We start from the raw sequence: 25,439 nt of genomic DNA on the forward strand, positions 1-25,439 counted from the left end.
TCGAGGACCGCGCCGAGGCGTTCCCGCTCCTGGGCGCGCCGCGCAGCTCCTTGGAGCTCGCGGCCGCCAGGTCGACGAGCAGACGGATCGCGAGCAAGATGCCCGAGGAGGTGTCGCCGAGCTCGCGGTCCTCGGTGTCGACGACCACCTGCTCGGCGGCGAACGCGCTGAGCGGGGAGTCGGAGCTGTCGGTCAGCAGCACGACGGTGCCGCCCGCGGCGACGTACTGCCGAGCGATCTCGACCGTGTCGCGGCGGTAGGGACGCGTGCAGACCACGACGAGTGCGTCGCCCGTGCGCACGTCGGAGAGCAGATCGAGCGCCTCGAGGCTGGGCGGAGCCGCCAGCATGACCTGGCTGAAGCTCGCGCCGAGCGCCCCGCGAGCGTCGACGCGTAGCCCTGCGAGGCGCCGCGGCCGAGGACGAAACGCCGACGGCTGCCTGCGATGAGCGCGGACGCGCGCTCGAACGAGGGGTCGGACTCGAAGGCCTCCACCGCGCTCTCGAGCGCCGCGCGCTCCGCCTGCAGGATCCGCGACTTCAGCGCGGAGGAGCGTCGCCGGGGCTGGGGGCGTGCTCAGCGGCCTTCGGCATGGTCCTCCTCACGGCCCACGGGTCTCGCGTCGAAGCGCTGGATCAGCGGCGGATCCGTCGGGGTCAGTTGCAGCACGAACTCGCACTGGCGATCGCGCCCGATCATACGCCAGCGGGCGCTCGCCGCGGTCGGATACCGGATCCCCTCGGGGGCGAGCCGGGCGTCGGCTCCCAGCGCGTCCAGCACCCGCGAGAGTGCGTCGCGGCGCTCGGCGAGCGGGAGATCGAGGGCGACGCACGAGGCGAACGCCTGCTGCTCGGCGCGCGACCAGAGCGCTGCATCGTCGGGTCGCTCGGCGAGCGCGCGCGCGAGCGCGACCGCCGAACGGGTCTCGGGCCACGGAACCTGCGGGGCGCCCGGCAACGCCGACGCGGAGCGCTCGAACGCCTCGCCGGCCGGCTCCCAGGCCCCCGAATAGCCGCCGTTCTCGAGCCCGCACGCGATCGCATCGCGGTCGAGTCCCCATCGCAGGTGCGCCGAGAACCCGGGATAGCCGCCGGAATGAGAGATGACCCGCCCGAGGGCCGGCGAATGCTCGACGAACAGGCCGTAGCCGTACCCCGTGATCGCCTCGGACGGGCGCTCGGGGTCGGCGGGCATCGCTCGGTGCAGCTGCTGCATCTCGCGACGGCTCGCCGCGGCGAGCACGCGGTCGTCGTCCGGATCCGAGAACGCGCTCGCCAGCCAGGCGGCCCAGGCGATCAGGTCCGATGCCGAGGCGAAGAGGCCGCCGATCGCCGAGAAGGCCCCGGGCGCGGTGACCGGCTGCGGTTCCCACCCCCGCGTCCTGCGGGCGTGACCCGTCGCCGTGACCCGACCCTCCGGTGCGCGGAAGCGCACCCCCGTGAGGCCCAGGGGATCGAGCAGCTCGGTCTCGACCTGGTCGGGCAGCGGACGCCCGTCGAGGTGCTCCAGGATCCGGCCGAGCATCGCCCAGCCGAGGTTGGCGTACTCGAAACCGGTCCCCGGTTCGCGCACGAGGCGAATCCCCGCGGCGAGCAGCCCGTCGAACTCCGAGGCGGCCATCGACTCGAGCCGGTCGGCCCAGGCGTCGTCGGTGGGGAGGCCCGCCGACATGGTGAGCAGCATGCGGGGTGTGATGCGGTGCTCGGCGCCCGCCGGGACGAACCGGGCGCCCGGCAGCAGCTCTGCGACGGGCCGATCGAGGTCCAGCTCGTCCGTGTCGCGGAGCTGCATCGCGCGGGCGGCGGTGAACGACTTGGTGACGGAGGCGATGCGAAAGACCGTGCCGGCGTCGGGAGGGAGCCCGTCTCCGCGGTCGCCGGACGCGGCGAACGCGTCCTGGCCGCCGACGCGAGCCGCGAGCGCGATCGCCGGCGTCGAGCCGGATCGGACGCGGGAGGCCGCGAGCTCGGCGAGCATGTCGCCGGAGTCCGCCGCTCCGGCACCGGCGCTGGACAGATCATGGGGCGTCAGCGCATCAGACACGGGTCAGGAACTCCTCGAGGATCCGCTGACCGCCGTCGATCGAGGTGACGGGCATGCGTTCGTCGGCGCCGTGGGTGCCCGCGGGCCGGCGTCCCTCCGGGTCCGCGGTGAGCGGGGCGAAGCCGTAGCCCGCGATGCCGAGCGCAGCGAACGCCTTCGCATCCGTGCCGCCGCCCATGCAGACCGGAGGCACGACCGCCTCGGGATCGTGGGCGAGGATCGCCTCGCGCATCGCGTCGAACCAGGGCGACGGGTGCGGGGCGCTGACGGGGGACTGTCGGTCGACGAACTCCCAGTCGATGCCGTCGCCGATGAGCCCGCGCAGCGTCTCGACGGCTTCGTCCTCCGTGCCGGGCAGGCAGCGTACGTCGACCAGGGCCTCGGCGTTGCCGGGGATCACGTTCACGGTCATTCCGGCGTTCATGACGGTCGTGGTCGCGGTGCAGCGGATCGTCGCGGCGGCGACCTCGCCCGCGGGGCCGAGCCGGTCGATCGCGGCGAGCACGCCGGCCTCGGTGCCGAGATCGGGCGCGTTGCCGAGTGCGCGGTCGATGGTCTCGATGTAGCCGCGCACGGTGTCGGTGAGCCGCAGCGGCCACTCGTGCGTGTTGATGCGGTGGCACGCGGCGATCAGGCGTTCGAGCGCGTGGCCCGGGTGGGGGCGCGACGCGTGCCCGGGGTCGCCGCTCGCCCGCAGCCGCAGGTGCAGCGTGCCCCGCTCGCCCGTGGCGATGGGATAGCAGCGCACGGCCCGACCGTCGGCCGCGACGAGCTCCGTGGCGTCGCCGCCGGACTCTCCGATCGCGAACTGCACGCCCGCGAACAGCTCTGGCCGGTTCCGCACGAGCCAGAGCGCCCCGTGCTCGCCGCCCGACTCCTCGTCGGCCACGAAGAGCACCACGACGTCCCGGCGCGGGCGGGTGCCGGTCCTCGCCCAGTTCAGCAGCGTCGCGAGCGTCATCGCGACCATGTCCTTCATGTCGGTCGCCCCGCGTCCCCACACATAGCCGTCGGAGATGCGCCCGGCGAAGGCGGGGACGGTCCACTGGGACGGCTCGACGGGCACCACGTCGGTGTGGGCGTGCACGAGCACCGCCGGCAGCGTGGGGTCGGTGCCCGGTACGCGGAGCACCACGGAGGCGCGGGCGGGGGACGGGCCGACCACCTGCGGCGCATAGCCCGCCCGTTCGAGCGCTGCCACGATCCACGCCGCGAGGTCGGCCTCGCCGGCGCTGCGCCCTTCGCCGTAGTTGGAGGTGTCGAAGCGGATCAACCGGGCGCACAGCTCGGCGGCGCTCATCTTCGAGGCGGTTTCCGGTCTGGACATCTTGCTCCTGCTCTGGCTCGCGGAGGGCTGGCCTCCATTGTTTCCGACCCGGGGCGATCCGCGCGCACGGCGCAGCGCAATCCGGGTCGAAAATGCATCTTGCGATTCTTATCATTCCTGGATAGCTTGACGGTGGCAAGTGCAAAACGAGATCAGTTTTGGCTTGATTATGCGGATCAACGGAGATCTCAGCCCGTTCGAACCGCGACACATCCGATGCCATGTCTCACATTTGAGAAACGTAAACACGAAGGAGTGGTTCGATGCGGGCACAACGGGAGCAGAAGGCGCGGCCGACGGTCGCCTGGCGGCGGCGAGCGCTCGCCCTGACGGGAGCCTGCGCGCTCGCGCTCGGCGGAGTGGCCGCGGGCACGGGCGCGGCCCAGGCGGGCGCCGCGACGAAGCCGCCGGTCATCCGGGTCGCGCTGCTCGGGGACGTCGACACCCTCAACCCGTTCCTCTCGGTGCTCTGGACGAGCCTCGAGATCATGCGACTGCAGTACGAGCCGCTCGTGGAATGGAGCGCCGACGACAACACCGAATCGCCGGGCATGGCCGAGAAGTGGGAGTCGAACGCCGATGCGACCGAGTGGACCTTCCACCTGCCGAAGGACGCGAAGTGGTCGGACGGGCAGCCGATCGTCGCGGACGACGTGGTCTGGACCGTCCAGGCGATCCAGAAGAACAACGCGCTGAAGATGGCGAACGGCTCGCTCGTCGAGAACATCGCGTCGGTCGAGGCGCCCGACGCCTCGACCGTGGTGATGCGGATGCGCTCGCCGCAGGCGGCCAACCCGGGCACCGATCTGCCGATCGTGCCGAAGCACGTCTGGTCGAAGATCTCCGACCCCGCCGGCTTCGCGAACGACGCGGACGTCGTCGGCTCGGGCCCCTTCACGGTCTCGACGTCGTCCAAGACCAACGGCGTCCAGATGATCCCGAACCCGCACTACCGCCGGGGAGAGGCGAAGTCCGGCGGCGTGGCCTGGGTGCCCTACAAGAACTCGGACGCCGCAGTGCAGGCGCTCAAGACCGGCGAGATCGACATGATGAGCGACCTCACCGTCGCCCAGTTCGACGCGCTCAAGGGCGTCTCCGGCATCACCACCGTCTCCGGCGCCGGTCGCGGCTACTCGTCGATCGCGATCAACCCCGGTGCGAAGGACATCGACGGCAAGCCCCTCGGCGACGGCAACCCCGTGCTCCACGACCCGGTGGTGCGTCAGGCCATCGTGCGCGCGATCGACAACGAGACCCTCCGCAAGAAGGTCTTCCAGGGGCACGGGTCGGCGGGCACGGGCGAGGTGCCCCCGATCTATCCGAAGTACCACTGGGACGTCGCCCCCGACAAGCTCCCGCTGGCCTTCGACCAGGCCGGGGCCAATCGCATGCTCGACGAGGCCGGGTATCGGAAGGGTGCGGACGGCATCCGGCTCGACAAGACCGGCAAGCCGATCAAGCTCCGGCTGATGGGCGATGCCGCGAGCGCGAGCCACCAGCAGGTCGCCGACTTCCTGAAGCCCTGGATGAAGGACATCGGGATCGACATCACGACCACGATGCTCTCGGCCGCGCAGGTCAACGACGAGTCGGTGATGGGGCGCTACGACCTGTACTTCACCGGCTGGACGATGGGGCCGGACCCCGACTTCATGATGTCGCTCAACACCTGCAAGTCGCGGCCGAACGCCGACGGGTCGGGTGCGACGAGCGAATCCAACTGGTGCTCGCCCGAGTTCGACGCCCTCTACGCGAAGCAGCATTCCGAGCTCGACCCCGCCAAGCGCGCCGCGATGGTGATCGAACTGCAGCAGATGATCTACGGGGCGGCCGTGAACAACGTCATGTACTACGGCGACGCGTTCCAGGCGTATCGCTCGGACCGCTTCACCGATATCCAGAAGCAGCCGGCGAAGACCGGCGTGATCCTGGCGCAGAACGGCCCCTGGGGTCTGTACTCGGCGACTCCGGTGTCGGTCGACGCGGGCGACGGCGCGGGTTCCGGCGGCGGAGCCGTCTGGTGGATCGCCGGCGGGGCCGCCGTCGTCCTCGCCGCCGGCGGCTTCCTCGCGCTGCGCCGACGCTCGACGACCACGGACGATCGGGAGTAGGCCCATGACCGACGTCGTCCTGACCGGCGGGGCCCGCACGGGCCCTGCCGCGGACCCCGCGCCCACGCCGGACATCGATGAGCCGCACCGCGGAGGCAGCTGGCTGCGCTTCGCCGCGACGAAGGCCGGGGGAGCCCTGGTCTCCCTCGTCATGGTCGTGGTGCTCGGCTTCTTCGCCTTCCGGATCCTGCCCGGTGATCCCGTGCGCTCGCTCGCCCGCGGTCGGCGGGTCAGCCCCGAGCAGCTCGAAGCCATGCGCGTCGAAATGGGGCTCGACCAGCCCCTCATGGCCCAGTTCTGGCGCTACCTGACCGATCTCCTCCGCGGGAACCTCGGATACTCGTACACCTACAACCAGCCCGTCTCCGAGCTCATCGGGGAACGCCTGCTGCCGACGCTGCTGCTCACCGGTACCGCGTTCGCGATCTCGGTGCTGCTCGGCCTCTGGCTCGGGCAGCGCGCCGCCTGGCGGCGCGGGTCCTTCTTCGATCGGGCGCAGACGGGAACGGCGCTGACCCTCTGGTCGGTGCCGACCTTCTGGCTCGGGCTGCTGCTGCTCCTCGTCTTCGCGGGCACGCTGCACTGGTTCCCGACGGGCGGCATGATCTCGGTCGGTTCCGGGGCGACGGGTGTCGCGCTCGTCCTCGACGTGGCGCACCACATGGTGCTGCCCGTGCTCACGCTCGCCGCGGTGATCTACGCGCAGTACCTGCTGGTGATGCGCGCCTCGCTGCTCGAGGAGATGACGTCCGACTACCTCGTGACCGCACGGGCCAAGGGTCTCAACGAGGACGGGGTCCGCCGGCGCCACGCGGTGCCGAACGCACTGCTGCCGACCGTGACCCTCATCTTCCTCGCGCTCGGCGGGCTCATCGGCGGTGCGGTGACGGTCGAAGCCGTCTACTCGTGGCCGGGCCTCGGATACCTCACCTTCCAGGCGCTCCGCGCGCCGGACTTCCCCGTTCTGCAGGGCACCTTCGTGGTCTTCTCCGCGATCGTCATCCTGATGAACTTCATCGCCGACCTGCTCTACCGGTCGCTCGACCCGAGGCTGCGCACCGCATGACCGCATCACCACGGCTCTCCACGCCGCTCACCGCCCGCGGCGTCGCCGCGTCCCGCCGGCGCGCTCGCGCGGCCGAGGTCTGGCGCGAGTTCCGCGCCCAGCGCTCCGGCCTGTTCGGGCTCGTCGTCCTGCTCGTCGTGATCGCGTTCGCGCTCGCGGCACCGCTGCTGTTCCCCGCGGAGACCCTCGACGTCACCCGGATCTCGAACGCCCCCAACCAGGCGCCGACGTGGGCGCTGCCGCTCGGCACCGATCCGCTCGGCCGCAGCGTGCTCGCGCTGCTGGTCTGGGGCGCGCGCGCCTCGCTCCTCGTCGGCTTCGCCGCGACCCTCGTCTCGATGGTCATCGGCACGGCGATGGGCATGGCCGCCGGCCACTTCGGCGGCGCCGCCCAGGCGATCCTCATGCGCGTGATCGACTTCTTCCTGGTCGTGCCCTCGCTCGTCCTCGCCATCGTGCTCTCGAGCGTGCTCGGGCCGGGCGTCGTCACGATCATCGTCGCGATCGGCGTCACGTCGTGGGCGGCCACCTCCCGGCTCGTCCGCGCGCAGACCCTCACGGTCGAGTCGCGCGGCTACATCGAGCGGGCCTGGGCGCTCGGCGCCGGCGACGGCCACGTGCTGCGCCGCCACGTGCTGCCCGCGGTGCTCCCGCTCGTGCTCGCCAACACGACGCTCACGGTCGGCTCGGCGATCATCTCGGAATCGACGCTGTCGTTCCTCGGGCTCGGCGACCCCAGCACGATCTCCTGGGGGTCCATGCTCAAGCTCTCGCTCGACACCGGCGCCGCGACCGGCGGCTACTGGTGGTACGTGCTGCCGCCCGGCATCGCGATCGCCGTCGTCGTGCTCGCCTTCACGCTGGTCGGCCGCGCGTTCGAGTCCGTGATCAATCCCACCCTGCGAGGTCGATGATGCCCCAGCTCGTTTTCGAAGACGTCCGGATCAGCTACACGACGCACGACGACCGCGGCGGACGCGGCACGGTGGAGGCCGTGCGCGGCGTGAGCCTCGCGCTCGCACCCGGATCCACCGTCGGCCTCGCCGGCGAATCCGGCTGCGGCAAGTCGACGCTCGCCATGAGCGTGCTGCGGCTGCTGCCCGCCAACGCCCGCATCGAGGGCAGGATCCTGATCGGCGACGAGTCCGTCGCCGACATGCGCTGGGGCCGGCTGCGCGCGGTGCGCTGGACCGAGGCCGCGATCGTGTTCCAGGGTGCGATGCACTCGCTGAATCCCGTGCAGCGCGTCGGCGACCAGATCGGCGAGGCGCTGCGGCTGCACGCGAGCGGCGACCGCTCCGCGTACCGGGACGCCGAGCGCCGGCGCGCCCGCGTCGTCGAACTGCTCGGACAGGTGGACCTGCCGCAGGCGAAGGCGGCCGCGTACCCGCACGAGCTCTCGGGCGGGCAGAAGCAGCGCGTCATGATCGCGATGGCGCTCGCCTGCGAACCCGAGATCATCATCGCCGACGAGCCCACGACGGCGCTCGACGTGATCGTGCAGGATCAGATCCTGCAACTGCTCCGGCGCATGGTGCGCGAACGCGGGCTCTCGCTCCTCATGATCAGCCACGACCTCTCGGTGCTCGCGTCGACCTGCGAGCGCATCGCGGTGATGCAGCACGGCGAGATCGTCGAGGAGGGACCCTCCGCGGAGGTGATGGCGAATCCCCGGCATCCGCACACGCGGGCGCTCGCCGCCGCGTTCCCCACCATCGGCGACTGGTCCTCCCGGCTCTCGCTCCCGGGGTTCACGGCGCCGGACGCCCCCGGCCCCGGCGGCCCCGGATCGCGACCCCGGCCGGAGCCGAGCGGCGCGTCGGCGACGCCGACGCGCGTGCTGCCGCTCGAGGACGCCGTGATCGCGGCGCGCGGCCTGAACGTGGTGTTCGGCCGGGGCGCGCGGGCGCATTCGGCGGTGCGGGACGTCGACCTCACGTGCCGCCCGGGCGAGATCATCGCGCTCGTCGGTCAGTCGGGTTCGGGCAAGACCACGCTCGCCCGGACCGTGCTCGGCCTGCAGCAGCCGAGTTCGGGGAGCTGCTCTACCGCGGCGACCCGCTGCCGACCCGGCGCCGCGACCTGAAGGAGTACCGCAGGCGGGTGCAGTTCGTACTGCAGGATCCGTCGGCCGCGCTGAATCCCAAGCAGACGGTCTACGAGGCGGTCGCCGAGGGACCGCGGCTGCACCGCCTGCAGGGCGACGAGCGCGAGCTCGTGGCCCGCGCGCTGGCCGATGCCGAGCTGACCCCGCCCGAGCGGTACTTCGAGGCGATCCCGCAGGAGCTCTCGGGCGGCCAGCGGCAGCGCGTCGTGATCGCGGGCGCCCTCGCCCTCGGCCCCGAGTTCCTCGTCGCCGACGAGCCGGTCGCGAGTCTCGATGCCTCGGTGCGCGCCGGGGTGCTCGCGCTCATGCTGCGGCTGCGTTGCGAGCTCGGCCTCGGAGCGCTCGTGATCACCCACGACCTCGGCCTCGCCTGGAACATCGCCGACCGCGTCGCGGTCATGTACCGCGGCGAGATCGTCGAGCACGGCACCGTCGAGCAGGTGCTGCTCGATCCGCAGCACGAGTACACGCGCCGATTGCTCTCGGTGGTGCCGTCCCGGCAGCTCCGCGAGACGGAGGCCCCTGGGGCGGACCGCGCCGGGCCGGCCGACACCGAACGCACCCGTACCGAACGACCGAAGGAGACCGCACGTGCCGATCACTGAGACCGCCGCGCCGCTCGAACCGCTGCGCCCGGGCGACCGGGTGGGGCTCGTCTCGCCCTCGAGCGCCGTGCCCAAGCGGCGCCTGCGCGAGGCCGTGACGCTGCTCGAGAGCTGGGGACTCGTCCCCGTCGTCGGCGAGCACGCCCTCGACAAGCACCCGCGCGCCGGCAGCTACCTCGCCGGCGAGGACCGCGACCGCGCCGAGGATCTGCGTCGGGCGTGGACCGACGACACGCTCTCCGCGGTGTTCTGCATGCGCGGCGGCTACGGCGCCGCACGCGTGCTCGACCTGCTCGACCCCGAGGAACTGCGTGCGGCGCGCCCCAAGCTGCTGATCGGGTCCTCCGACATCACGGCGCTGCACGAGTACTGGGAGCACGAGATCGGATCGCCGACCCTGTTCGCGCCGATGCTCGCCACCGGCGACCTCATGGACGATCCGGGCAACGTCGCGGCGCTGAAACGGGCGCTGTTCACTCCGACGCTCGGCCGGGTGCTGACCGCCCCCGGGGCCGATCCGATCGTCGCGGGCACCGTCGAAGGGCGGCTCGCCGGCGGCAACCTCAGCCTGCTCGTCATGACCGCGGGAGCGCACCCGGTCGGCCGGGTCCGAGCCGATGGTCGGATCGTGCTGCTCGAGGACGTCACCGAGGATCCGTATCGGATCGACGGCTTCCTGCTCACGCTGCTGCGGTCCGGCTACTTCGAAGGAGCGCGGGGGATCGCGCTCGGCACCTGGGTGAAATGCGGGCCGCTCCCGGAGATCCGCGCGATCGCCGAGGAGATGCTCGCACCGCTCGGCATCCCCCTGCTCTGGGGGCTGCCGTTCGGGCACGGCTTCGGCGTGGACTGCGTCCCGCTCGGGCTGCGCGGACGCCTCGTCGCGGAGGGCGCGAACCCGAGGATCGACGTTGTTGAGTGAGCACCCGGACTCCGGCGTGCGCGGTCCGTTCTCCGACGGGGTTCCGCTCCTGAGCTGGTGCGTCATCGGGGCAGACGGCGAGGCGTTCGGACGCGGACCGGATCGCGTCTTCGACGGCGGTGCCGTCGGCCGGCCGGGGAGGCGGTCACGGCGCGCTCGCTCGCCGAGGGCTTCGAAGCGACGGAGGACGAGGCCGGCGGCAGCGGCGGGATCCGCTTCCACCGCTCCCGTGTCGTCGCCGGGGACGAGGAGCGGCGGCTGGCGGTCGTGACCCGTGCATTCTCCGCCCAGGACGCCGCCGAGTCCGCCGCGGCCATTGCCGCCGCGCTGTTCGACGGCGTGGCGCACGCGGAGGACCGGGACCCGTCGGTCACCTTCTGCGCACTGGACGCCGACGGCCGCACGGTGGCCGCACGGGGAGCCGAGCTGATCCGCTACGCGGCGAGCACGATCAAGCTCGGTGTCGCGATCGCTGCGCTGCGCGCCGTCGACCGGGGCGAACTCGATCTCGGCGAGATCGTCGCCAGCCGGCATCGCTTCGCGAGCGCGATCCCGGGGGCCGGCGACTTCGGCTTCACGCCGGACGAGGTCGACGCCGGGTTCCCCGCCGACGGTGCAGCGGTCGCGCTGGGCGAGTGCCTCGCTCGCATGATCGAGGTCTCCTCGAACGAGGGCACCAACCTGCTCGTCCAGCGCCTCGGGCTCGCGGCCGTCGCCGAGGCGTTCGCCGCGACCGGGGCCCGCACCGCCCGTATGACCCGGCTCATCGGCGACTACGCGGCGCGCGACGCGGGGGAGACCCATGAGGCGAGCGCCGCGGACCTCGCGACCGTGATGCGGGCGATCGTCTCGGGCGATGCGCTGTCGGCGGAGTCCACGGCGATCCTCGTCGCGCACCTCGCGCGACAGCGCTTCCCCGTCATCGCGGACGGGCTGGCCGAGAGCGAGGACTGGGGATCCAAGAGCGGCTGGGTGACCGGGATCCGGCACGACGTGGCCTGGTTCCGCAGCCGCGGGCGGCCGCGCCCGAGCGTGCTGGCGGTCTGCACCGCCGGTCTCGAGACCTCTGCCGCGCTCGAGACCATCCGCGCGCTCGGGGCCGCGGTGGAGCACCGGATCCTCCACGAGTCGAACGGCTCGACGGTCCTGCTCGACGCCGCGCGCTGAGCGTCCCGATCCCATCGCCGGCCACGGCGTCGCACACGAAACGGAGAACACGAGAACCATGCAGCAGACCCAGCACGCGGTGGTGGTCGGCGGAGGCCTGATCGGCCTCTGCGCGGCGCACGCACTGCTCCGCGACGGGCACCGGGTGACCATCGTCGAACGCGCGCACCTCGGCGCCGGTGCGGCGACGGGCAACGCCGGCGAACTCACCCCGCAGCAGGTCGCACCCCTGGCCTCGCCGAACACCGCGCGCGATGTCGTCGCCGGGGTGCTGACCCGATCCTCCTATCTGTCGATCGCGTTCCCGAGGCTGCCCGCGCTCGCGGGGTTCGGGCTCGGGTTCCTGCGCGCGTCCGGTCGGAAGCGCGCGGCGCGCGGCGCAGCGGCGCTCGCGCAGTTCTCCCGGGCGATCCTGCCGTCGCTGCACCGGCTCGGCACGGACGGCGTCGACCTGTCCGGCGGCGGCAGCGGGTATCTCATGACCGCTGCGGACGGCGCCGAACTGCGCGCGGCGCACGAGAAGTACCGTGCCCGCGCCGAGCGGGGCTGGGGTGTCGCGCCCGGCCCGATCCTGCGGGGCGAGGCGCTGCGCGCGGAGGAACCCGCGCTGGCGACCGCGACCGAGGCGGGCTTCCTGCTGCCCGAGGAGTTCTCGCTCGATCCCGTGACCTTCGTCGCGAGCCTCGCCGAGCACGTGGTCGCCGCCGGGGCCGAGGTCCGCCTCGGGCTCGAGGCCCGCCGGCTCGGAGACGGCGCCGAGATCGTCTGCGTCGACCGCGAGGGCGTCGAGACCCGGATCTCGGGAGACCGCGTCGTGATCGCGGCGGGCGCCTGGACCACGCCGATCCTGCGCCGGTCCGGCGTCCGTTCGGCCGGCATCGTCTCGGGCAAGGGGTACAGCTACACCGTGCCCGTCGAACGGATGCCGGCGACCCTCGTGCACTCGATCGACCGGCACTGCGTCGCGATCCCGATGCACGACCGGCTCCGCATCGTGGGCATGATGGAGTTCGACGGGCACCCGGAACGCCTGCATCGCGATCGCCTCGACGTGCTCACGCGAGCCGCCCGCGGTCTGATCGCGGGAGGCGACTGGGAGCACCGCACCGACGAGTGGGTCGGGGCGAGACCCATGACCGCCGACGGCCTGCCGCTGATCGGCCCCGTGCCCGGGCGGCCCGAGACGATCGTCGCCTCCGGCCACAACATGCACGGTCTCTCGCTCGGCCCGATCACGGGGGAGGTCGTCGCCGACCTCGTCGCCGGACGCGCGCCGACCGCCGACGGCGCGCCCCTCGACCTCGCGCCGTTCGCCGTGCGGCGCTGACCGCGTCACATGCCGCCACACCCCGGCGCGGCCCGCTAGGCTGGACGAGTTCGTTCTGAGAGACGCTCTCCGTTCGCGCGGCTTCAGGGGCCAATCCGGGTCCGCTCGCCACCACCAGAAGACGCTGGTGAGCGAGCGCCGACGAGCACCACCCAGATCCACCCCCAGGAGCGAACGATGACCGATGCGATGCGATCGGACCACCTGAACGCCATCGACCAGCGCGTGTTCCCGCCCACCGCCCGACGCGGCCGCGAGTGCGGCCAGCTCAAGCTCGGCGGACTCCGCGCCACCGAGCTCGTCGAGCGCTTCGGCTCGCCGCTCTACGTGGTCGACGAGGACGCCGCACGCGCCCGGGCCCGGGAGATCCGCGGCGCGCTGCAGCGCGAGTTCGCCAGGGTCGGCACCGAGGCCACCGTCTACTACGCGGGCAAGGCGTTCCTCTGCGTCGAGGTCGCCCGCTGGATGAGCGAGGAGGGCCTCAACATCGACGTCGCCAGCGGCGGCGAGCTCGCCGTCGCGCTCGCGGCCGGGGTCGACCCCGCGCGCATCGGATTCCACGGCAACAACAAGTCGGAGCGCGAGATCGCGCGCGCGGTCCAGGCCGGCGTCGGCACGCTGATCCTCGACTCGGTGCAGGAGATCTCGCGGGTCGCCGCGGCCGCGGCCGCCGCCGGGATCCGCCAGCGGGTCCGCCTGCGCGTCAACAGCGGGGTGCACGCCTCGACCCACGACTTCCTGGCGACCTCGCACGAGGACCAGAAGTTCGGGTTGCCACTGGACCGCGCGGTCGAGGTCGTCGGCCTCATCGCGGCGGAGCCCGCCCTCGACTTCGCCGGCCTGCACTGCCACATCGGATCCCAGATCTTCGCCACCGACGGCTTCCGCGAATCGGCGCGACGTCTCGTCGGCGTGTACGGCGCGCTGGCCGAGGTGCTCGGCGGACCCGTGCCCGAGCTGAACCTCGGCGGAGGCTTCGGGATCGCCTACACCCCGGCCCAGGCCGAGGAGGAGCCCGAGGTCGCGGAGATCGCGCGCGAGCTCGCCGACATCGTCGCTGCGAGCTGCGCCGAGGCCGGGATCCCGCTCCCCAGGGTCGCCTTCGAACCCGGGCGCAGCGTGATCGGCCAGGCCGGCGTCACGCTCTACACCGTCGGCACGACCAAGCCCGTCTCGCTCCGCGGCAGCGACGCCGATGCGGACCCCGCCGACCTCGGCCACGACGAGCGGCTCTACGTCAGCGTCGACGGGGGCATGAGCGACAATGCGCGGCCCGCGCTCTACGGCGCCGACTACCACGTGCGGATCGCCAATCGCCGGAGCGACTCCGAGGCCGCCCTCGTTCGCGTCGTCGGCAAGCACTGCGAGTCCGGCGACATCGTCGTGCAGCGGGACCTGCTGCCCGGAGACGTGGCCCCGGGCGATCTGCTCGCGGTCGCCGCGACCGGCGCCTACTGCTGGTCGCTTTCGAGCAACTACAACTACGTGCCCAGGCCCCCCGTGGTCGCGGTGCGCGAAGGCGACGCCCGCACGATCGTGCGCGGCGAGACGGAGGACGAGCTGCTCGCGCGAAGCGTGTTCGAGCCGCTCCCGAACGGAGGAAGCAAGTGAACGGATACCGCGATCTCCGCGTCGCACTGCTGGGCTGCGGCTCGGTCGGAGCGCAGGTGGCCAGGCTGATCCTCGAGCAGGGCGACGAGCTCGCCGCTCGGGTCGGCGCGCGCCTGCAGCTCGCCGGCATCGCCGTGCGCAGCCTCGACGCCAAGCGCGACGTCGAGCTGCCGCAGGAGCTCTTCACGACGGACGCGGAGCAGCTCGTGCTCGGCGCCGACGTGGTGGTCGAGCTCATGGGCGGGGTCGAGCCCGCGCGCACCCTGATCCTCCAGGCCCTCGAGGCCGGTGCGGACGTGGTCACGGCGAACAAGGCCCTCATCGCCGCGCACGGTCCCGAGCTGGCGGACGCCGCCGAGCAGGTCGGCGCGCAGCTCTCCTACGAGGCCGCCGTGGCCGGGGCGATCCCGATCATCCGCCCGCTGCGCGAGAGTCTCGCCGGCGACCACATCACCCGGGTCCTCGGCATCGTCAACGGCTCCACGAACTACATCCTCGACCGCATGGACCGGTTCGGCGACAGCGCCGAGGACGCGATGCGGGTGGCGAGCGAGCTCGGATACCTCGAGGCCGACCCGACCCTCGACGTCGAGGGCTACGACGCCGCGCAGAAGGCCACCATCCTCGCGAGCATCGCCTTCCACACCGAAGTGCCGGTGGATGCGGTGCACCGGGAGGGCATCACCTCGATCACCTCCGAGCAGATCCAGGCGGCCCGCAATGCGGGGGCGGTCATCAAGCTCCTCGCGATCGCCGAGCGGGTCACCGCGAGCGACGGGACCCAGGGCGTCTCGGCGCGGGTCTACCCGGCGCTGATCGACCGCGACCACCCGCTCGCGGCGGTGCACGGCGGCAAGAACGCCGTGTTCGTCGAGGCCGAGGCCGCGGGCGAGCTCATGTTCTACGGCGCGGGCGCCGGCGGTGTCGAGACCGCGTCCGCCGTGCTCGGCGACCTCGTCTCGGCCGCGCGCCGGCACGTGATCGGCGGCCCCGGCATCCCGGGCTCGTCGCACGCCGACCTGCCGATCCTGCCCGTCGGCGAGGTGCGCACGCGCTACCAGGTCATGCTCGACGTGCGCGACGAGCCCGGTGTGCTCGCCGCGATCGCGGGGATCCTCGCCGATCACGGGGTCTCCGCCGCGAGCGTGGAGCAGTCCGTTCCCGAGGACTCGGCGGGCACGGCTACCCTGGTCATCGGCACGCACACGGCGCGCGAGGCGGATCTCGCGGCGACCGTCGACGCGCTCCGCGACAGCGACGTGGTGACGGCCGTGACCAGCGTGCTCCGACTCGAGGGAAACTGATGACCGCAGCTGCTCCGCGCGCCGTCCGCGTGCGCGTCCCCGCCACGAGCGCCAACCTCGGCCCCGGCTTCGACACGCTCGGGCTCGCGCTGGCGCACGGCGACGAGCTGACCGCGACCACCCGCTCAGACGGTGCGGTCCGCGTCGCCGTCTCCGGCGTGGGGGAGGGCGAGGTCCCGACCGACGTCTCCAACCTCGTCGCGCGCTCCGCCGCCCACGTGTACTCGCGTCTCGGTCGCGAGCTGCCGGGCCTCGACATCGTCGCGCACAACCGGATTCCGCACGGGCGGGGCATGGGCTCGTCTGGCTCGGCGATCGTCGCCGGCGTCATGATCGCCGCGGGGCTCCTCGCGAGCGATCCCGACGCCCCGCTCGAGCTGAGCGAGGACGAGCTGCTCGCGTTCGCGACCGAACTCGAGGGGCACCCGGACAACGTCGCGCCCGCGCTCTTCGGCGGCCTGACCATCGCGTGGACCACCGAGGAGGGCCCGCGCTTCAAGCGGCTGCTCGTACACCGCGGCGTCGCACCGCTGGTGCTGGTGCCGACGTTCACCATGTCGACGGAACTCGCCCGCAGCCTGCAGCCGAAGGAGGTGCCCTACGCCGACGCCGTGTTCAACGTGTCGCGCTCGGCGCTGCTCGTCGCGGCACTCACGCAGAGCCCCGAACTGCTCTTCGCGGCGACCGAGGACCGCCTGCACCAGGACTACCGCGGCGAAGCGATGCCGCAGACCCGCGACCTGATCCGAGCCCTGCGCGCCGCGGGGCACGCGGCGGTCGTCTCCGGAGCCGGCCCCTCGATCCTCGTGCTCTCGCCCGGCCCCGCCGAGCGTCTCGCCGCGGCCGAACTCGCTGCCGAGCACGGACCCGAGTGGCGGCGACTGCTCCTGGCCGTCGATATCAAGGGTGCTACAGTGGAGGGGATCCCGGCGGTTCCAGCGGCGGCATAGCCACGCAGAACTACGAGGTTCGCATCGCGAACCGAGGATCGTTTTCCCCACCGAGACCACGGTCCGGTGTCCCTGAAGCACACTCGTGCGTATTTCGTGGGAGGAACTGGGCTCGCCCAGCGGCCCCCGCATCACGTTCCCGAAAGGAAATCCCGTGGAGCAGAACTCCGAAGAGACCACGGCTGCGCCCGCAGCCGATGCCGCGCCCGCCGAGGCGGCGGCTCCCACCCGGCGCCGCACCTCGCGGCGCGTGAGCGCAGCGGCCGGAGCCCCGGTCGAGGCGCCCGCCGAGGCCGCGCCCGCAACCGAGGCGCCCGCCGCGGAGGAAGCGCCGAAGAAGCGCGCCACCCGCAGCCGCAAGAAGGCCGCCGACGCCGAGGCTCCGGCCGAGGTGCCCGCTGCCGAGACCGCTGCAGCGGAGGCGCCGGCGGAGGCCGCACCGGCCAAGACCCGCCGCACCCGCGCCGCGAAGGCCGCCGCCGAGGCACCCGCCGCGGAGGCGCCCGCCGCCGATGCCGCAGAGGCGCCCGCCGCGGAGGAAGCGCCGAAGAAGCGCGCCACCCGCAGCCGCAAGAAGGCCGCCGACGCCGAGGTTCCGGCGGAGGCCCCCGCGGCCGACGCGGCCGCGTCCGACGCGAAGCCGGCGGATGCCGCCGAGCCCGCTCCGGCCGAGGCCACCAAGAACGAGCAGCCCGACGCCGGCGAGGCCAAGACCGGCGAGGGCGAGGCCGGCGGCAGCCGCAGCCGCAACCGTCGCGGCCGCAACAAGCAGAACACCGACGCAGCCAAGGGCGAGGCGCAGAGCGCGGACGCCGAGACCGAGGCCTCGGACGCCTCGGAGAAGTCGAACGGTCGCGGCAACGGCAACGGCCGTGGCGGCAACGGCGCCGCGAGCGCCGAGGGCAATGCGCGGTCGAGCCGCACCCGGCAGCGCGAGCGCAAGCGTCGCGGCCAGGGCGACGATCTCGAGCCCGAGCTGACCGAGGACGACGTCCTGCTGCCGATCGCCGGCGTGCTCGACGTGCTCGACAACTACGCGTTCGTGCGCACCACCGGCTACCTGCCCGGCACCGGCGACGTCTACGTCTCGCTCGGCCAGGTCAAGAAGTACCACCTGCGCAAGGGCGACGCGATCGTCGGCGCGATCCGACAGCCGCGCGAGGGCGAGGGCGGCGGCCGCCAGAAGTACAACGCGATCGTCAAGATCGACTCCGTCAACGGCCGCACGCTCGAGGAGAACGAGAACCGCGTCGACTTCGCCGATCTCACGCCGATCTCCCCGCAGGAGCGCCTCCGGCTCGAGACCGGCGCCGAGCAGCTGACGCAGCGGGTCGTCGACCTCATCGCGCCGATCGGCAAGGGGCAGCGCGGCCTGATCGTCGCACCGCCCAAGGCCGGCAAGACGGTCGTGCTGCAGCAGATCGCGGATGCCGTCTCGAAGAACACGCCCGACGCGCACCTCATGGTCGTGCTCGTCGACGAGCGTCCCGAGGAGGTCACCGAGCTGCAGCGCTCGGTCAACGGCGAGGTCATCGCCTCGACCTTCGACCGCCCGGCGGAGGACCACACCACGGTCGCCGAGCTCGCGATCGAGCGCGCCAAGCGCCTCGTAGAGCTGGGTCACGACGTGGTCGTGCTGCTCGACTCGCTCACCCGCCTCGGGCGCGCCTACGGCGCCGCCTCGCCGGCCTCGGGCCGGTCGTTCGGCGGCGTGCTCGACGCCGCCGCGCTCGCACCGGCGAAGAAGCTCTTCGGCGCCGCGCGCAACATCGAGAACGGCGGATCGCTGACCATCATCGCGACCGCGCTCGTCGAGACCGGCGCGAAGGCCGACGAGGTCGTCCTCGAGGAGTTCGCGGGCACCGCCAACATGGAGCTGCGTCTCGTGCGCGAGATCGCCGACAAGCGCATCTTCCCCGCGGTCGACCTGAACGCGTCGTCCACCCACCGCGAAGAGGTGCTGATGGGAGCCGACGAGCTGCAGGCCACCTGGAAGCTGCGTCGGGCCCTCGGCGACACCGACCGGGAGCAGGCGCTCGAGAGCGTGCTGCAGAAGCTGCGCGACACCTCCTCGAACGCCGAGTTCCTGCTGCTCATGCAGAAGTCGCAGGGGCTGGCCTGAGCATGTTCGAACAGGTCGAGGGCCTGCTCGTCGAGCACGCCGATCTGCAGGAGCAGCTCGCCGATCCCGAACTGCACGCCGATCCCGCGCGCGCCAAGAAGGTCAATCGGCGCTACGCCGAGCTGAGCAAGATCAAGGCCGCGCACGAGCAGTGGATCCAGGCCGGTGAGGATCTCGAGGCCGCGCGCGAGCTCGGGAAGGAGGACGACGCCTTCGCCGAGGAGATCCCGGCGCTCGAAGAGCAGCTCGCCGAGTCCCAGGAGAAGGTCCGCCGACTCCTGATCCCGCGCGATCCCGACGACGCCCGCGATGTGATCCTCGAGATCAAGGGCGGCGAAGGCGGCGCCGAGTCCGCGCTGTTCGGCGCCGATCTGCTGCGCATGTACCTGCACTTCGCGGAGTCGAAGGGTTGGAAGACGGAGATCCTCGAGAAGGACGAGAGCGATCTCGGCGGCTACAAGAACGTGCAGGTCGCGATCAAGTCGAACGCCACGGACCCCTCGCAGGGCGTCTGGGCGCACCTGAAGTACGAGGGCGGCGTGCACCGCGTGCAGCGCGTGCCCGTCACCGAGTCCCAGGGGCGCATCCACACCTCGACCACGGGCGTGCTCGTGTACCCCGAGGTGGATGAGCCCGAAGAGGTCGGGATCAACCAGAACGACCTCAAGATCGACGTCTACCGTTCGAGCGGCCCCGGCGGCCAGTCGGTCAACACGACCGACTCCGCCGTGCGCATCACGCACCTGCCGACCGGCATCGTGGTGGCCATGCAGAACGAGAAGTCGCAGCTGCAGAACCGGGAGGCCGCGATGCGCGTGCTGCGCGCCCGACTGCTCGCGAAGCAGCAGGAGGAAGCCGCGGCAGAGGCCAGCGCGCACCGCTCGAGCCAGATCCGCACCATGGACCGGTCCGAGCGGATCCGCACGTACAACTTCCCGGAGAACCGCATCGCGGATCACCGGACGGGATTCAAGGCCTACAACCTCGACGCCGTCATGAACGGCGCGCTGGACGCGGTCATCGAGTCCTGCATCCGCATGGACGAGGAGAGCCGACTGGCCGACCTCGGTCAGTGATCTCGGCGGAGCGCACCGCGAGCGGGAACCCCGTGCATCGAACCGCCCCGGCGGCCCGGTGCGCGGGGTTTCCGCGTTCCCGGGACTTCTCGGCGCCGCATGCGCACCGATACGCTGGAGCCATGTCCGCTGCCGCACTGCCCCTCGTCGGTCCCCTCGTCACGCTCCGCGCGCCGCGCGAGTCCGATGCCGAGCCGCTGTTCGCGATCCTGCAGCAGCCCGAGGTCGCCGAGTGGTGGGTCGGCTACTCGCTCGAGCGCGTGCGCGAGGAGTTCGTGTCGGCGCCCGGAACCGCGCGCATCATCGAGGTCGCGGGGGAGTGCGCCGGTGCCATGTTCGTGCTCCGGGGCGAGGACCCCGAGTACCCGACCACGGTGATCCACCTCTTCATCGGGACCCAGTTCCGCGGCCGCCGCATCGGCGAGGAGGCGCTCGCGCTCGCCATCCGGTCCGAGTTCGCCGACGGGATCACCCGCGTCACGCTCGACCCCAACATCAACAACGACGGTGCGATCCGCAGTTACGAGCGTCTCGGCTTCCGGCGCATCGGCGTGCTCCGGGACTACCAGGTGCGCCCCGGCGGGCACCTGGACGACGCGCTCTTCATGGATCTGACCCGCAGCGACTTCCCCGACGGGCCGCCGCTGCCGCAGCGCGCCTGAAGCGTCCCCGACCGGGCGGCCGGCCCAGCGGCGGGCGCCGGGGACACGCCCGGGACGACGCCGGGGCAGGAGTAGCATTGCACGCATGACCCGCGCCCGTTCCCTGCTTCCCTGGGCGGTGTGGACGGTCGCAGCGCTCTCCTACGCGGTCGCGATCATCAACCGGTCCTCGCTCGCGGCGCTCGGTCCCGCAGCGCAGGACCACTTCGGCATCGACGCGACCACGCTGTCGGCGTTCCCGGTCATCCAGCTGATCGTCTACGCCGGACTGCAGATCCCCGTCGGGATCCTGCTCGATCGCGTGGGTGCGACGACCATGATCCTGATCGGCGGCGCACTGATGATCGTCGGTCAGGTGACCATGGCGACCGTGCCGGACGTCGGGCTCGCGATCCTCGCGCGCGTGCTGGTGGGCGCGGGCGACGCCTGCAGCTTCATCAGCGTCATGCGAATGCTGCCGGAGTGGTTCCCGGCGCGCCAGCTGCCGACGGTGAGCCAGCTCACGGGCCTCGTGGGCCAGGCGGGCCAGCTCGTCTCCGTGACGCCGCTCGCCCTCATGGTCGCCGGCTTCGGCTGGGCCTCCGGCTTCCTCGCCGTCGCCGCGGTCGGGTTCCTGGTGACGCTGCTCGCGGCGCTCGTGCTGCGCGACAGCCCGGGCACGGGCACCGCGCTCGAGCGGATCTTCGGACGCACCGGGGGCATCACGCGTCGTTCCGCCGCATACCAGCCTCAGGGCGGCGCGTCGTCGGTCGAGATCGCACCGCCCGCCACCGGGCTCATCGAGATGCCGCCGCAGGGCAGGGTGCGTCGAGGCCTCGGGTTCTGGCAGCGCGCACGACGGCTGCTGCGGCTGCCCGGCGTGCGACTGGCGTACTGGGTGCACTTCACCTCGCCGTTCGCGTCGAACACCTTCATCCTGCTGTGGGGAACGCCGTTCCTGGTGGGCGGCGTCGGGCTGTCGCGCGGGGCGGCAGCGGGACTGCTGAGCCTCACGATCCTGTCGTCGATGGCCGCCGGGTTCCTGCTCGGCCCGCTGACTTCGCGATTCCTGGAGCGGCGTGTCGGGATCGCCGCGGGCATCACGGTCGCGATCGCCCTCGTGTGGATCGCGGTGCTGCTCTGGCCCGGGACCCCGCCGACCTGGCTGCTCGTCCTGCTGATGGTCGTGATGCCGATCGGCGGACCGGCTTCGATGATCTCGTTCGAGGTCGGACGCTCCCACACTCCGCGCAGCTTCTCCGGCTTCGGGACCGGCCTCGTCAACACCGCCGGTTTCACGGCGACGCTGCTCGTGATCCTGCTGATCGGACTCGTGCTCGACGTGCAGGGCGCGGGGTCCCCCGAGAACTACTCGCTGGGCGCGTTCCGTGTGGCGTTCGCCGTGCAGCTGCCGTTCTGGGTGCTGGGGCTCGTGTTCATGGGCATCGAGTACCGGAGGACGAAGCGCTGGATGGACGAGCAGGGCCGGCGCCTGCGCTGAGTCCCGTCGAAGCCGGGCGGCCGCGCGGCGGCGAACGAACGCCTGTTCGGCGAGGGCACGCAGGTTCGGCGCGCGACGCGCCGTTCTCCCGTCGAGCAAGCGTCCACTGGTCGCGCGGAGCGTCCTCGTGCGGTGCCGCTCGCCGGACTCAGATCACGTAGAAATCCGCCTCGTCGGGGACCTCGAGCGGGGCTCCACGGCGCGGACGACCGGTCGCGGGGATCCCGGTCAGCGTGGTCCAGGGGCCCGCCGAGCGCACGACGACGGCGTTCGCCCCGACCGCGCTGTCATGGGCGATCTCGATGTCGCCGAGCACCTGGGCCCCGGCTCCGACGACCACCCGGTCGCCGATGGTCGGGTGGCGCTTGCCGCGATCGTGACCGGTCCCGCCGAGCGTGACCCCGTGGTACAGGTGGACGTCGTCGCCGACGATCGCGGTCTCGCCGATCACGACGCCCATGCCGTGATCGATGAAGAGGCGTCGACCGATGGTCGCGCCCGGGTGGATCTCCACGCCGGTGAGGAACCGCGCGAACTGCGAAATCGCGCGGGGGAGGAACCGGAATCCCCGGCGCCACAGGGCATTCGCCGCGCGGTGCCACCAGACCGCGTGCAGGCCCGAATAGATGAAGAACACCTCGAGCGGCCCGCGCGCCGCGGGGTCGTGCGCGCGAGCCGCGGAGATGTCCTCGCGGACGCGTGAGAAGGGTGCCATGCTCGGTGCAACCCGATCGGCGGGCCGGCAATTCCCCGAAACGGGGAGCCGCCGGCCCGCCGGTCGAGCGGTCTCAGACGGTGAGGTCTTCGTAGAGCACGGTCGAGAAGTAGCGCTCGCCGAAGTCGGGAACGACGACGACGATCTTCTTGCCGGCGTTCTCGGGCCGCTGCGCGACCTGCGTCGCCGCCCAGACCGCCGCGCCGCCGGAGATCCCCGCGAGGATGCCCTCGTCGGTGCCGAGCGCGCGGGCCTTGGCGATCGCATCGGGCAGTGCGACGTCGACGACCTCGTCGTAGATCTCGCGGTCGAGGATCTCGGGCACGAAGTTGGCGCCGAGCCCCTGGATCTTGTGCGGGCCGGCCTTGCCCTCGGTGAGGAGGGGAGTCGACCGGCTCGACGGCGATGACGCGCACGTCCGGGTTCTGCTCCTTCAGGTAGCCGCCGGCTCCGGAGATGGTGCCGCCGGTGCCGATGCCGGCGACGAAGATGTCGACCGTGCCGTCGGTGTCGTTCCAGATCTCGGGGCCGGTGGTCGCCCGGTGGATCGCGGGGTTCGCGGGGTTGCCGAACTGGTTCGCGAGGATCGCGCCGGGCGTGCTCGCCACGATCTCCTCGGCCTTCGCGACCGCGCCCTTCATGCCGAGCGGCCCCTCGGTGAGGACGATCTCGGCGCCGTAGGCGGCGAGCAGCTTGCGCCGCTCGATGCTCATGGTCTCGGGCATCGTGAGGATCACCCGGTACCCGCGGGCCGCGCCCACGAAGGCGAGCGCGATACCGGTGTTGCCGCTCGTGCCCTCGACGATGGTGCCCCCGGGCTGCAGCGCACCCGATTCCTCGGCCGCGTCGATGATCGCGATGCCGATGCGGTCCTTGACGCTGCCCGCCGGGTTGTAGAACTCGAGCTTCGCGAAGACCTCGGCTCCGGCTCCGTCGGTGACGCGGTTGAGGCGCACCAGGGGAGTGTTGCCGAAGGCCTGGGTGATGTTCTCGTAGGTGCGTGCCATGGGCTCCCTCTCTCAGCGTGCGGGTCCTGAGGACCCGGATGTTGCGCGGCGCCTCCGGCGCCCCTCCGAAGCATATCCAAGCATTATCTGAGATGTCATCCTTGCTTATGGATTGTGACAGCGTTCCCGGGCCGCCGCCGGGGAACGCGGTCCCGTCCCCGGAATCGTGTGCCAGAGTGGTTCGGTCCGATCCGGTCCGAACCCCAGGAGGTCCCCGTGAGCGCATCCGTCGCAGCGGTTCTGAGCGAGCTGCGCGTGCAGCTCGAAGCCGCGGGGATCGAGGATCCGGGCGCGGACGTCGAGCTCATCGTCGCGCACGTCCTCGACGTCGCCCGCGGGCGGGTCCAGGCCCTCGCGCTCCTCGGCAGCGAGATCGACGACGCCTCGCTCGGGCGAATCCGCGACCTCGCCGACGAGCGTGCGCGCCGGGTGCCGCTCCAGCACCTCACCGGTCGGGCGCCGTTCCGCGGGATCGAGCTCGAGGTCGGGCCCGGGGTGTTCGTTCCGCGGCCGGAGACCGAGACGGTCGCGCAGTTCGCCATCGACGCGCTCCGCGCCGTGCCGGATCCCGAACCGCTCGCGGTCGACCTCTGCACGGGCAGCGGTGCCATCGCCCTTTCGCTCGCGAACGAGGTCCCGACCGCGCGCATTCGAGCCGTCGAGAAGAGTCCCGAAGCGCACGCCTGGGCCGCACGCAACGTCGCCCGGCTCGGGGACGGCCGCGTCGACCTGCTGCTCGGCGACGTCGCCGACCTCGATCCCGAGCCCGGGCGACCCGCATCGGCGGCGCTCGCGGAGGCGCTGGAGCCACTCGTCGGACGCGTGCACGTCCTCGTCTCGAACCCGCCCTACGTCCCCAGCGGGATGGTGCCGAGGGATCCGGAGGTGCGGGATCACGATCCGGCCCTCGCGCTCTACAGCGGGACCGACGGCCTCGACCTGATCCGCGTCATCAGCCGGGCGGCGCGTCGACTGGTGGCGCCCGGCGGCCTGCTGGTGCTCGAGCACGCCGAGGGGCAGGGGCGTGCGATCCGCGAACTACTCGCCGCCGATGGATGGCGCGCCGCCGCGACCCACCAGGATCTCACCCTGCGCGATCGCGCCACCACCGCGATCCGCTGAGAAGCCGCGGAGTGCCGGGGGCGATGGCCGGGCACGAGGACTAGAATCGTTCCTCATGGCCGACGTCTTCGATTGCAGCGACAGTGCACAGCTCCTCTCGGGGACGCGCAGCGCCCGACAGGCTCTGGGGCTCGGCAAGCTCGTGGTGCTCCCCACCGACACCGTCTACGGGGTCGCCGCCGACGCATTCAACCCGGCCGCGGTGCAACGCCTGCTCGACGCCAAGGGACGCACGCGCCAGTCGCCGCCGCCCGTGCTGATCCCAGGGACCGACACCCTGCACGCGCTGGCCGCAGCGGTCCCGCAGCCGGTTCTCGCGCTCGCCGAGGCGTTCTGGCCCGGCCCGCTGACCATCGTCCTGCCCTCGCAGCCGTCCCTGAGCTGGGACCTCGGCGAGACCGCGGGCACCGTGGCGCTCCGCATCCCGAACCAGCCGCTCACCATCGAACTGCTGCAGGAGACGGGACCCCTGGCCGTGTCCTCGGCGAACACCACGGGGGATCCCGCGGCGACGACCGCGGCCGAAGCGCAGGGGATGCTCGGCGACTCGGTCGCGGTCTACCTCGAGGCCGGCCCGGTGGACGGTGACGGAACCGCCTCCACCATCATCGACGCCACCCGCCTCGACGACGAAGGCGGAAGCCTGCGGATCCTGCGCCAGGGGGCATCAGCCGGGAGGCCATCGCGGAGCTGCTCCCGCAGGTGACCATCGAGG

General features: G+C 72.2%; 19 protein-coding genes and 3 pseudogenes. 17 read left to right on the forward strand and 5 right to left on the reverse strand.

The window, feature by feature from the left end; translation table 11 throughout:
- Window positions 1-98: 98 nt before the first annotated feature.
- Window positions 99-260, forward strand: coding sequence for a hypothetical protein (locus tag AB3K78_RS03380; protein ID WP_416446185.1), 162 nt, complete (start codon window positions 99-101; stop codon window positions 258-260).
- On the opposite strand, the pseudogene AB3K78_RS03385 reads toward AB3K78_RS03380, so the two are convergent.
- The 3 genes and pseudogenes from AB3K78_RS03385 to AB3K78_RS03395 form a co-directional block, all read right to left on the reverse strand.
- Window positions 182-349: pseudogene (locus AB3K78_RS03385) on the reverse strand (hypothetical protein); the annotation flags it as partial. The gene AB3K78_RS03380 and the pseudogene AB3K78_RS03385 sit on opposite strands and share 79 nt — an antisense overlap.
- Before the next feature lie 227 nt (window positions 350-576).
- On the reverse strand, window positions 577-2,043 hold the full coding sequence (locus AB3K78_RS03390; RefSeq protein ID WP_416446187.1) for a serine hydrolase domain-containing protein: 1,467 nt from the start codon (window positions 2,041-2,043) through the stop codon (window positions 577-579).
- A complete protein-coding gene (locus AB3K78_RS03395; protein ID WP_416446189.1) occupies window positions 2,036-3,370 on the reverse strand; it encodes a M20/M25/M40 family metallo-hydrolase in 1,335 nt (444 codons plus the stop codon). The genes AB3K78_RS03390 and AB3K78_RS03395 overlap by 8 nt, the downstream gene beginning before the upstream one ends.
- Window positions 3,371-3,633: 263 nt before the next feature.
- Here AB3K78_RS03395 and AB3K78_RS03400 point away from each other — a divergent pair, with 263 nt between their 5' ends.
- The 14 genes and pseudogenes from AB3K78_RS03400 to AB3K78_RS03465 all read left to right on the forward strand — a co-directional run bounded on the left by AB3K78_RS03400 (window position 3,634) and on the right by AB3K78_RS03465 (window position 21,880).
- Window positions 3,634-5,481 carry an ABC transporter substrate-binding protein gene (locus AB3K78_RS03400; RefSeq protein WP_416446191.1) on the forward strand — a complete coding sequence of 616 codons (1,848 nt, stop codon included), beginning with the start codon at window positions 3,634-3,636 and terminating at the stop codon, window positions 5,479-5,481.
- Window positions 5,482-5,485: 4 nt separating this feature from the next.
- Window positions 5,486-6,547, forward strand: a complete 1,062-nt coding sequence (locus AB3K78_RS03405) for an ABC transporter permease (protein WP_416446193.1) — start codon at window positions 5,486-5,488, stop codon at window positions 6,545-6,547.
- The gene (locus tag AB3K78_RS03410) at window positions 6,544-7,461 is read left to right on the forward strand and encodes an ABC transporter permease (protein WP_416446195.1); all 918 of its coding nucleotides are present in this window, start codon (window positions 6,544-6,546) and stop codon (window positions 7,459-7,461) included. Before AB3K78_RS03405 ends, AB3K78_RS03410 begins: the two co-directional genes overlap by 4 nt.
- Window positions 7,461-9,259, forward strand: a pseudogene (gene nikE, locus AB3K78_RS03415) (nickel ABC transporter ATP-binding protein NikE). The gene AB3K78_RS03410 and the pseudogene nikE overlap by 1 nt, the downstream one beginning before the upstream one ends.
- Window positions 9,246-10,181 carry a S66 peptidase family protein gene (locus tag AB3K78_RS03420; protein ID WP_416446197.1) on the forward strand — a complete coding sequence of 312 codons (936 nt, stop codon included), beginning with the start codon at window positions 9,246-9,248 and terminating at the stop codon, window positions 10,179-10,181. The pseudogene nikE and the gene AB3K78_RS03420 overlap by 14 nt, the downstream one beginning before the upstream one ends.
- Before the next feature lie 267 nt (window positions 10,182-10,448).
- Window positions 10,449-11,348: a serine hydrolase gene (locus AB3K78_RS03425; protein WP_416446199.1), complete on the forward strand. Its 900-nt coding sequence runs from the start codon at window positions 10,449-10,451 to the stop codon at window positions 11,346-11,348.
- A 58-nt stretch (window positions 11,349-11,406) separates the two neighbouring features.
- On the forward strand, window positions 11,407-12,675 hold the full coding sequence (locus AB3K78_RS03430) for an NAD(P)/FAD-dependent oxidoreductase (protein WP_416446201.1): 1,269 nt from the start codon (window positions 11,407-11,409) through the stop codon (window positions 12,673-12,675).
- A 177-nt stretch (window positions 12,676-12,852) separates the two neighbouring features.
- The gene (lysA, locus tag AB3K78_RS03435; protein WP_416446203.1) at window positions 12,853-14,286 is read left to right on the forward strand and encodes a diaminopimelate decarboxylase; all 1,434 of its coding nucleotides are present in this window, start codon (window positions 12,853-12,855) and stop codon (window positions 14,284-14,286) included.
- Window positions 14,283-15,590 (forward strand): homoserine dehydrogenase, encoded by a 1,308-nt coding sequence (locus AB3K78_RS03440; protein WP_416446205.1) that lies wholly within the window; start codon window positions 14,283-14,285, stop codon window positions 15,588-15,590. Before lysA ends, AB3K78_RS03440 begins: the two co-directional genes overlap by 4 nt.
- A complete protein-coding gene (thrB, locus tag AB3K78_RS03445) occupies window positions 15,590-16,540 on the forward strand; it encodes a homoserine kinase (protein ID WP_416446207.1) in 951 nt (316 codons plus the stop codon). Before AB3K78_RS03440 ends, thrB begins: the two co-directional genes overlap by 1 nt.
- A 154-nt stretch (window positions 16,541-16,694) precedes the next feature.
- A complete protein-coding gene (gene rho, locus AB3K78_RS03450; RefSeq protein ID WP_416446209.1) occupies window positions 16,695-18,662 on the forward strand; it encodes a transcription termination factor Rho in 1,968 nt (655 codons plus the stop codon).
- A gap of 2 nt (window positions 18,663-18,664) precedes the next feature.
- Entirely contained in the window at window positions 18,665-19,738 is a 1,074-nt protein-coding gene (gene prfA / locus AB3K78_RS03455; RefSeq protein ID WP_416446211.1) for a peptide chain release factor 1, read from the forward strand.
- A gap of 122 nt (window positions 19,739-19,860) precedes the next feature.
- A complete protein-coding gene (locus tag AB3K78_RS03460; protein ID WP_416446214.1) occupies window positions 19,861-20,400 on the forward strand; it encodes a GNAT family N-acetyltransferase in 540 nt (179 codons plus the stop codon).
- Between the two features lie 85 nt (window positions 20,401-20,485).
- Window positions 20,486-21,880 carry an MFS transporter gene (locus AB3K78_RS03465; protein WP_416446216.1) on the forward strand — a complete coding sequence of 465 codons (1,395 nt, stop codon included), beginning with the start codon at window positions 20,486-20,488 and terminating at the stop codon, window positions 21,878-21,880.
- A 148-nt stretch (window positions 21,881-22,028) separates the two neighbouring features.
- On the opposite strand, the gene epsC is transcribed toward AB3K78_RS03465, so the two are convergent.
- Both epsC and cysK read right to left on the reverse strand, forming a co-directional pair.
- Window positions 22,029-22,595: a serine O-acetyltransferase EpsC gene (epsC, locus tag AB3K78_RS03470; protein WP_416446218.1), complete on the reverse strand. Its 567-nt coding sequence runs from the start codon at window positions 22,593-22,595 to the stop codon at window positions 22,029-22,031.
- A 73-nt stretch (window positions 22,596-22,668) separates the two neighbouring features.
- Window positions 22,669-23,602: pseudogene (gene cysK, locus AB3K78_RS03475) on the reverse strand (cysteine synthase A).
- Between the two features lie 216 nt (window positions 23,603-23,818).
- Between cysK and prmC the strand changes: the two are divergent.
- Both prmC and AB3K78_RS03485 read left to right on the forward strand, forming a co-directional pair.
- Window positions 23,819-24,724 carry a peptide chain release factor N(5)-glutamine methyltransferase gene (gene prmC / locus AB3K78_RS03480; protein ID WP_416446220.1) on the forward strand — a complete coding sequence of 302 codons (906 nt, stop codon included), beginning with the start codon at window positions 23,819-23,821 and terminating at the stop codon, window positions 24,722-24,724.
- A gap of 55 nt (window positions 24,725-24,779) precedes the next feature.
- Entirely contained in the window at window positions 24,780-25,430 is a 651-nt protein-coding gene (locus AB3K78_RS03485) for an L-threonylcarbamoyladenylate synthase (protein WP_416446222.1), read from the forward strand.
- Window positions 25,431-25,439 lie beyond the last annotated feature (9 nt).

The organism is Leucobacter sp. HNU, from assembly GCF_047946755.1.
Lineage (GTDB): Bacteria > Actinomycetota > Actinomycetes > Actinomycetales > Microbacteriaceae > Leucobacter.

Coding starts and splice junctions, on each gene's coding strand:
- prfA (WP_416446211.1), top strand. CDS start 18,665: ATGTTCGAACAGGTCGAGGGCCTGCTCGTCGAGCACGCCGATCTGCAG.
- thrB (WP_416446207.1), top strand. CDS start 15,590: ATGACCGCAGCTGCTCCGCGCGCCGTCCGCGTGCGCGTCCCCGCCACG.
- AB3K78_RS03430 (WP_416446201.1), top strand. CDS start 11,407: ATGCAGCAGACCCAGCACGCGGTGGTGGTCGGCGGAGGCCTGATCGGC.
- AB3K78_RS03400 (WP_416446191.1), top strand. CDS start 3,634: ATGCGGGCACAACGGGAGCAGAAGGCGCGGCCGACGGTCGCCTGGCGG.
- AB3K78_RS03405 (WP_416446193.1), top strand. CDS start 5,486: ATGACCGACGTCGTCCTGACCGGCGGGGCCCGCACGGGCCCTGCCGCG.
- AB3K78_RS03395 (WP_416446189.1), bottom strand. CDS start 3,370: ATGTCCAGACCGGAAACCGCCTCGAAGATGAGCGCCGCCGAGCTGTGC.
- AB3K78_RS03485 (WP_416446222.1), top strand. CDS start 24,780: ATGGCCGACGTCTTCGATTGCAGCGACAGTGCACAGCTCCTCTCGGGG.
- AB3K78_RS03465 (WP_416446216.1), top strand. CDS start 20,486: ATGACCCGCGCCCGTTCCCTGCTTCCCTGGGCGGTGTGGACGGTCGCA.
- AB3K78_RS03460 (WP_416446214.1), top strand. CDS start 19,861: ATGTCCGCTGCCGCACTGCCCCTCGTCGGTCCCCTCGTCACGCTCCGC.
- epsC (WP_416446218.1), bottom strand. CDS start 22,595: ATGGCACCCTTCTCACGCGTCCGCGAGGACATCTCCGCGGCTCGCGCG.
- AB3K78_RS03410 (WP_416446195.1), top strand. CDS start 6,544: ATGACCGCATCACCACGGCTCTCCACGCCGCTCACCGCCCGCGGCGTC.
- AB3K78_RS03380 (WP_416446185.1), top strand. CDS start 99: ATGCCCGAGGAGGTGTCGCCGAGCTCGCGGTCCTCGGTGTCGACGACC.
- lysA (WP_416446203.1), top strand. CDS start 12,853: ATGACCGATGCGATGCGATCGGACCACCTGAACGCCATCGACCAGCGC.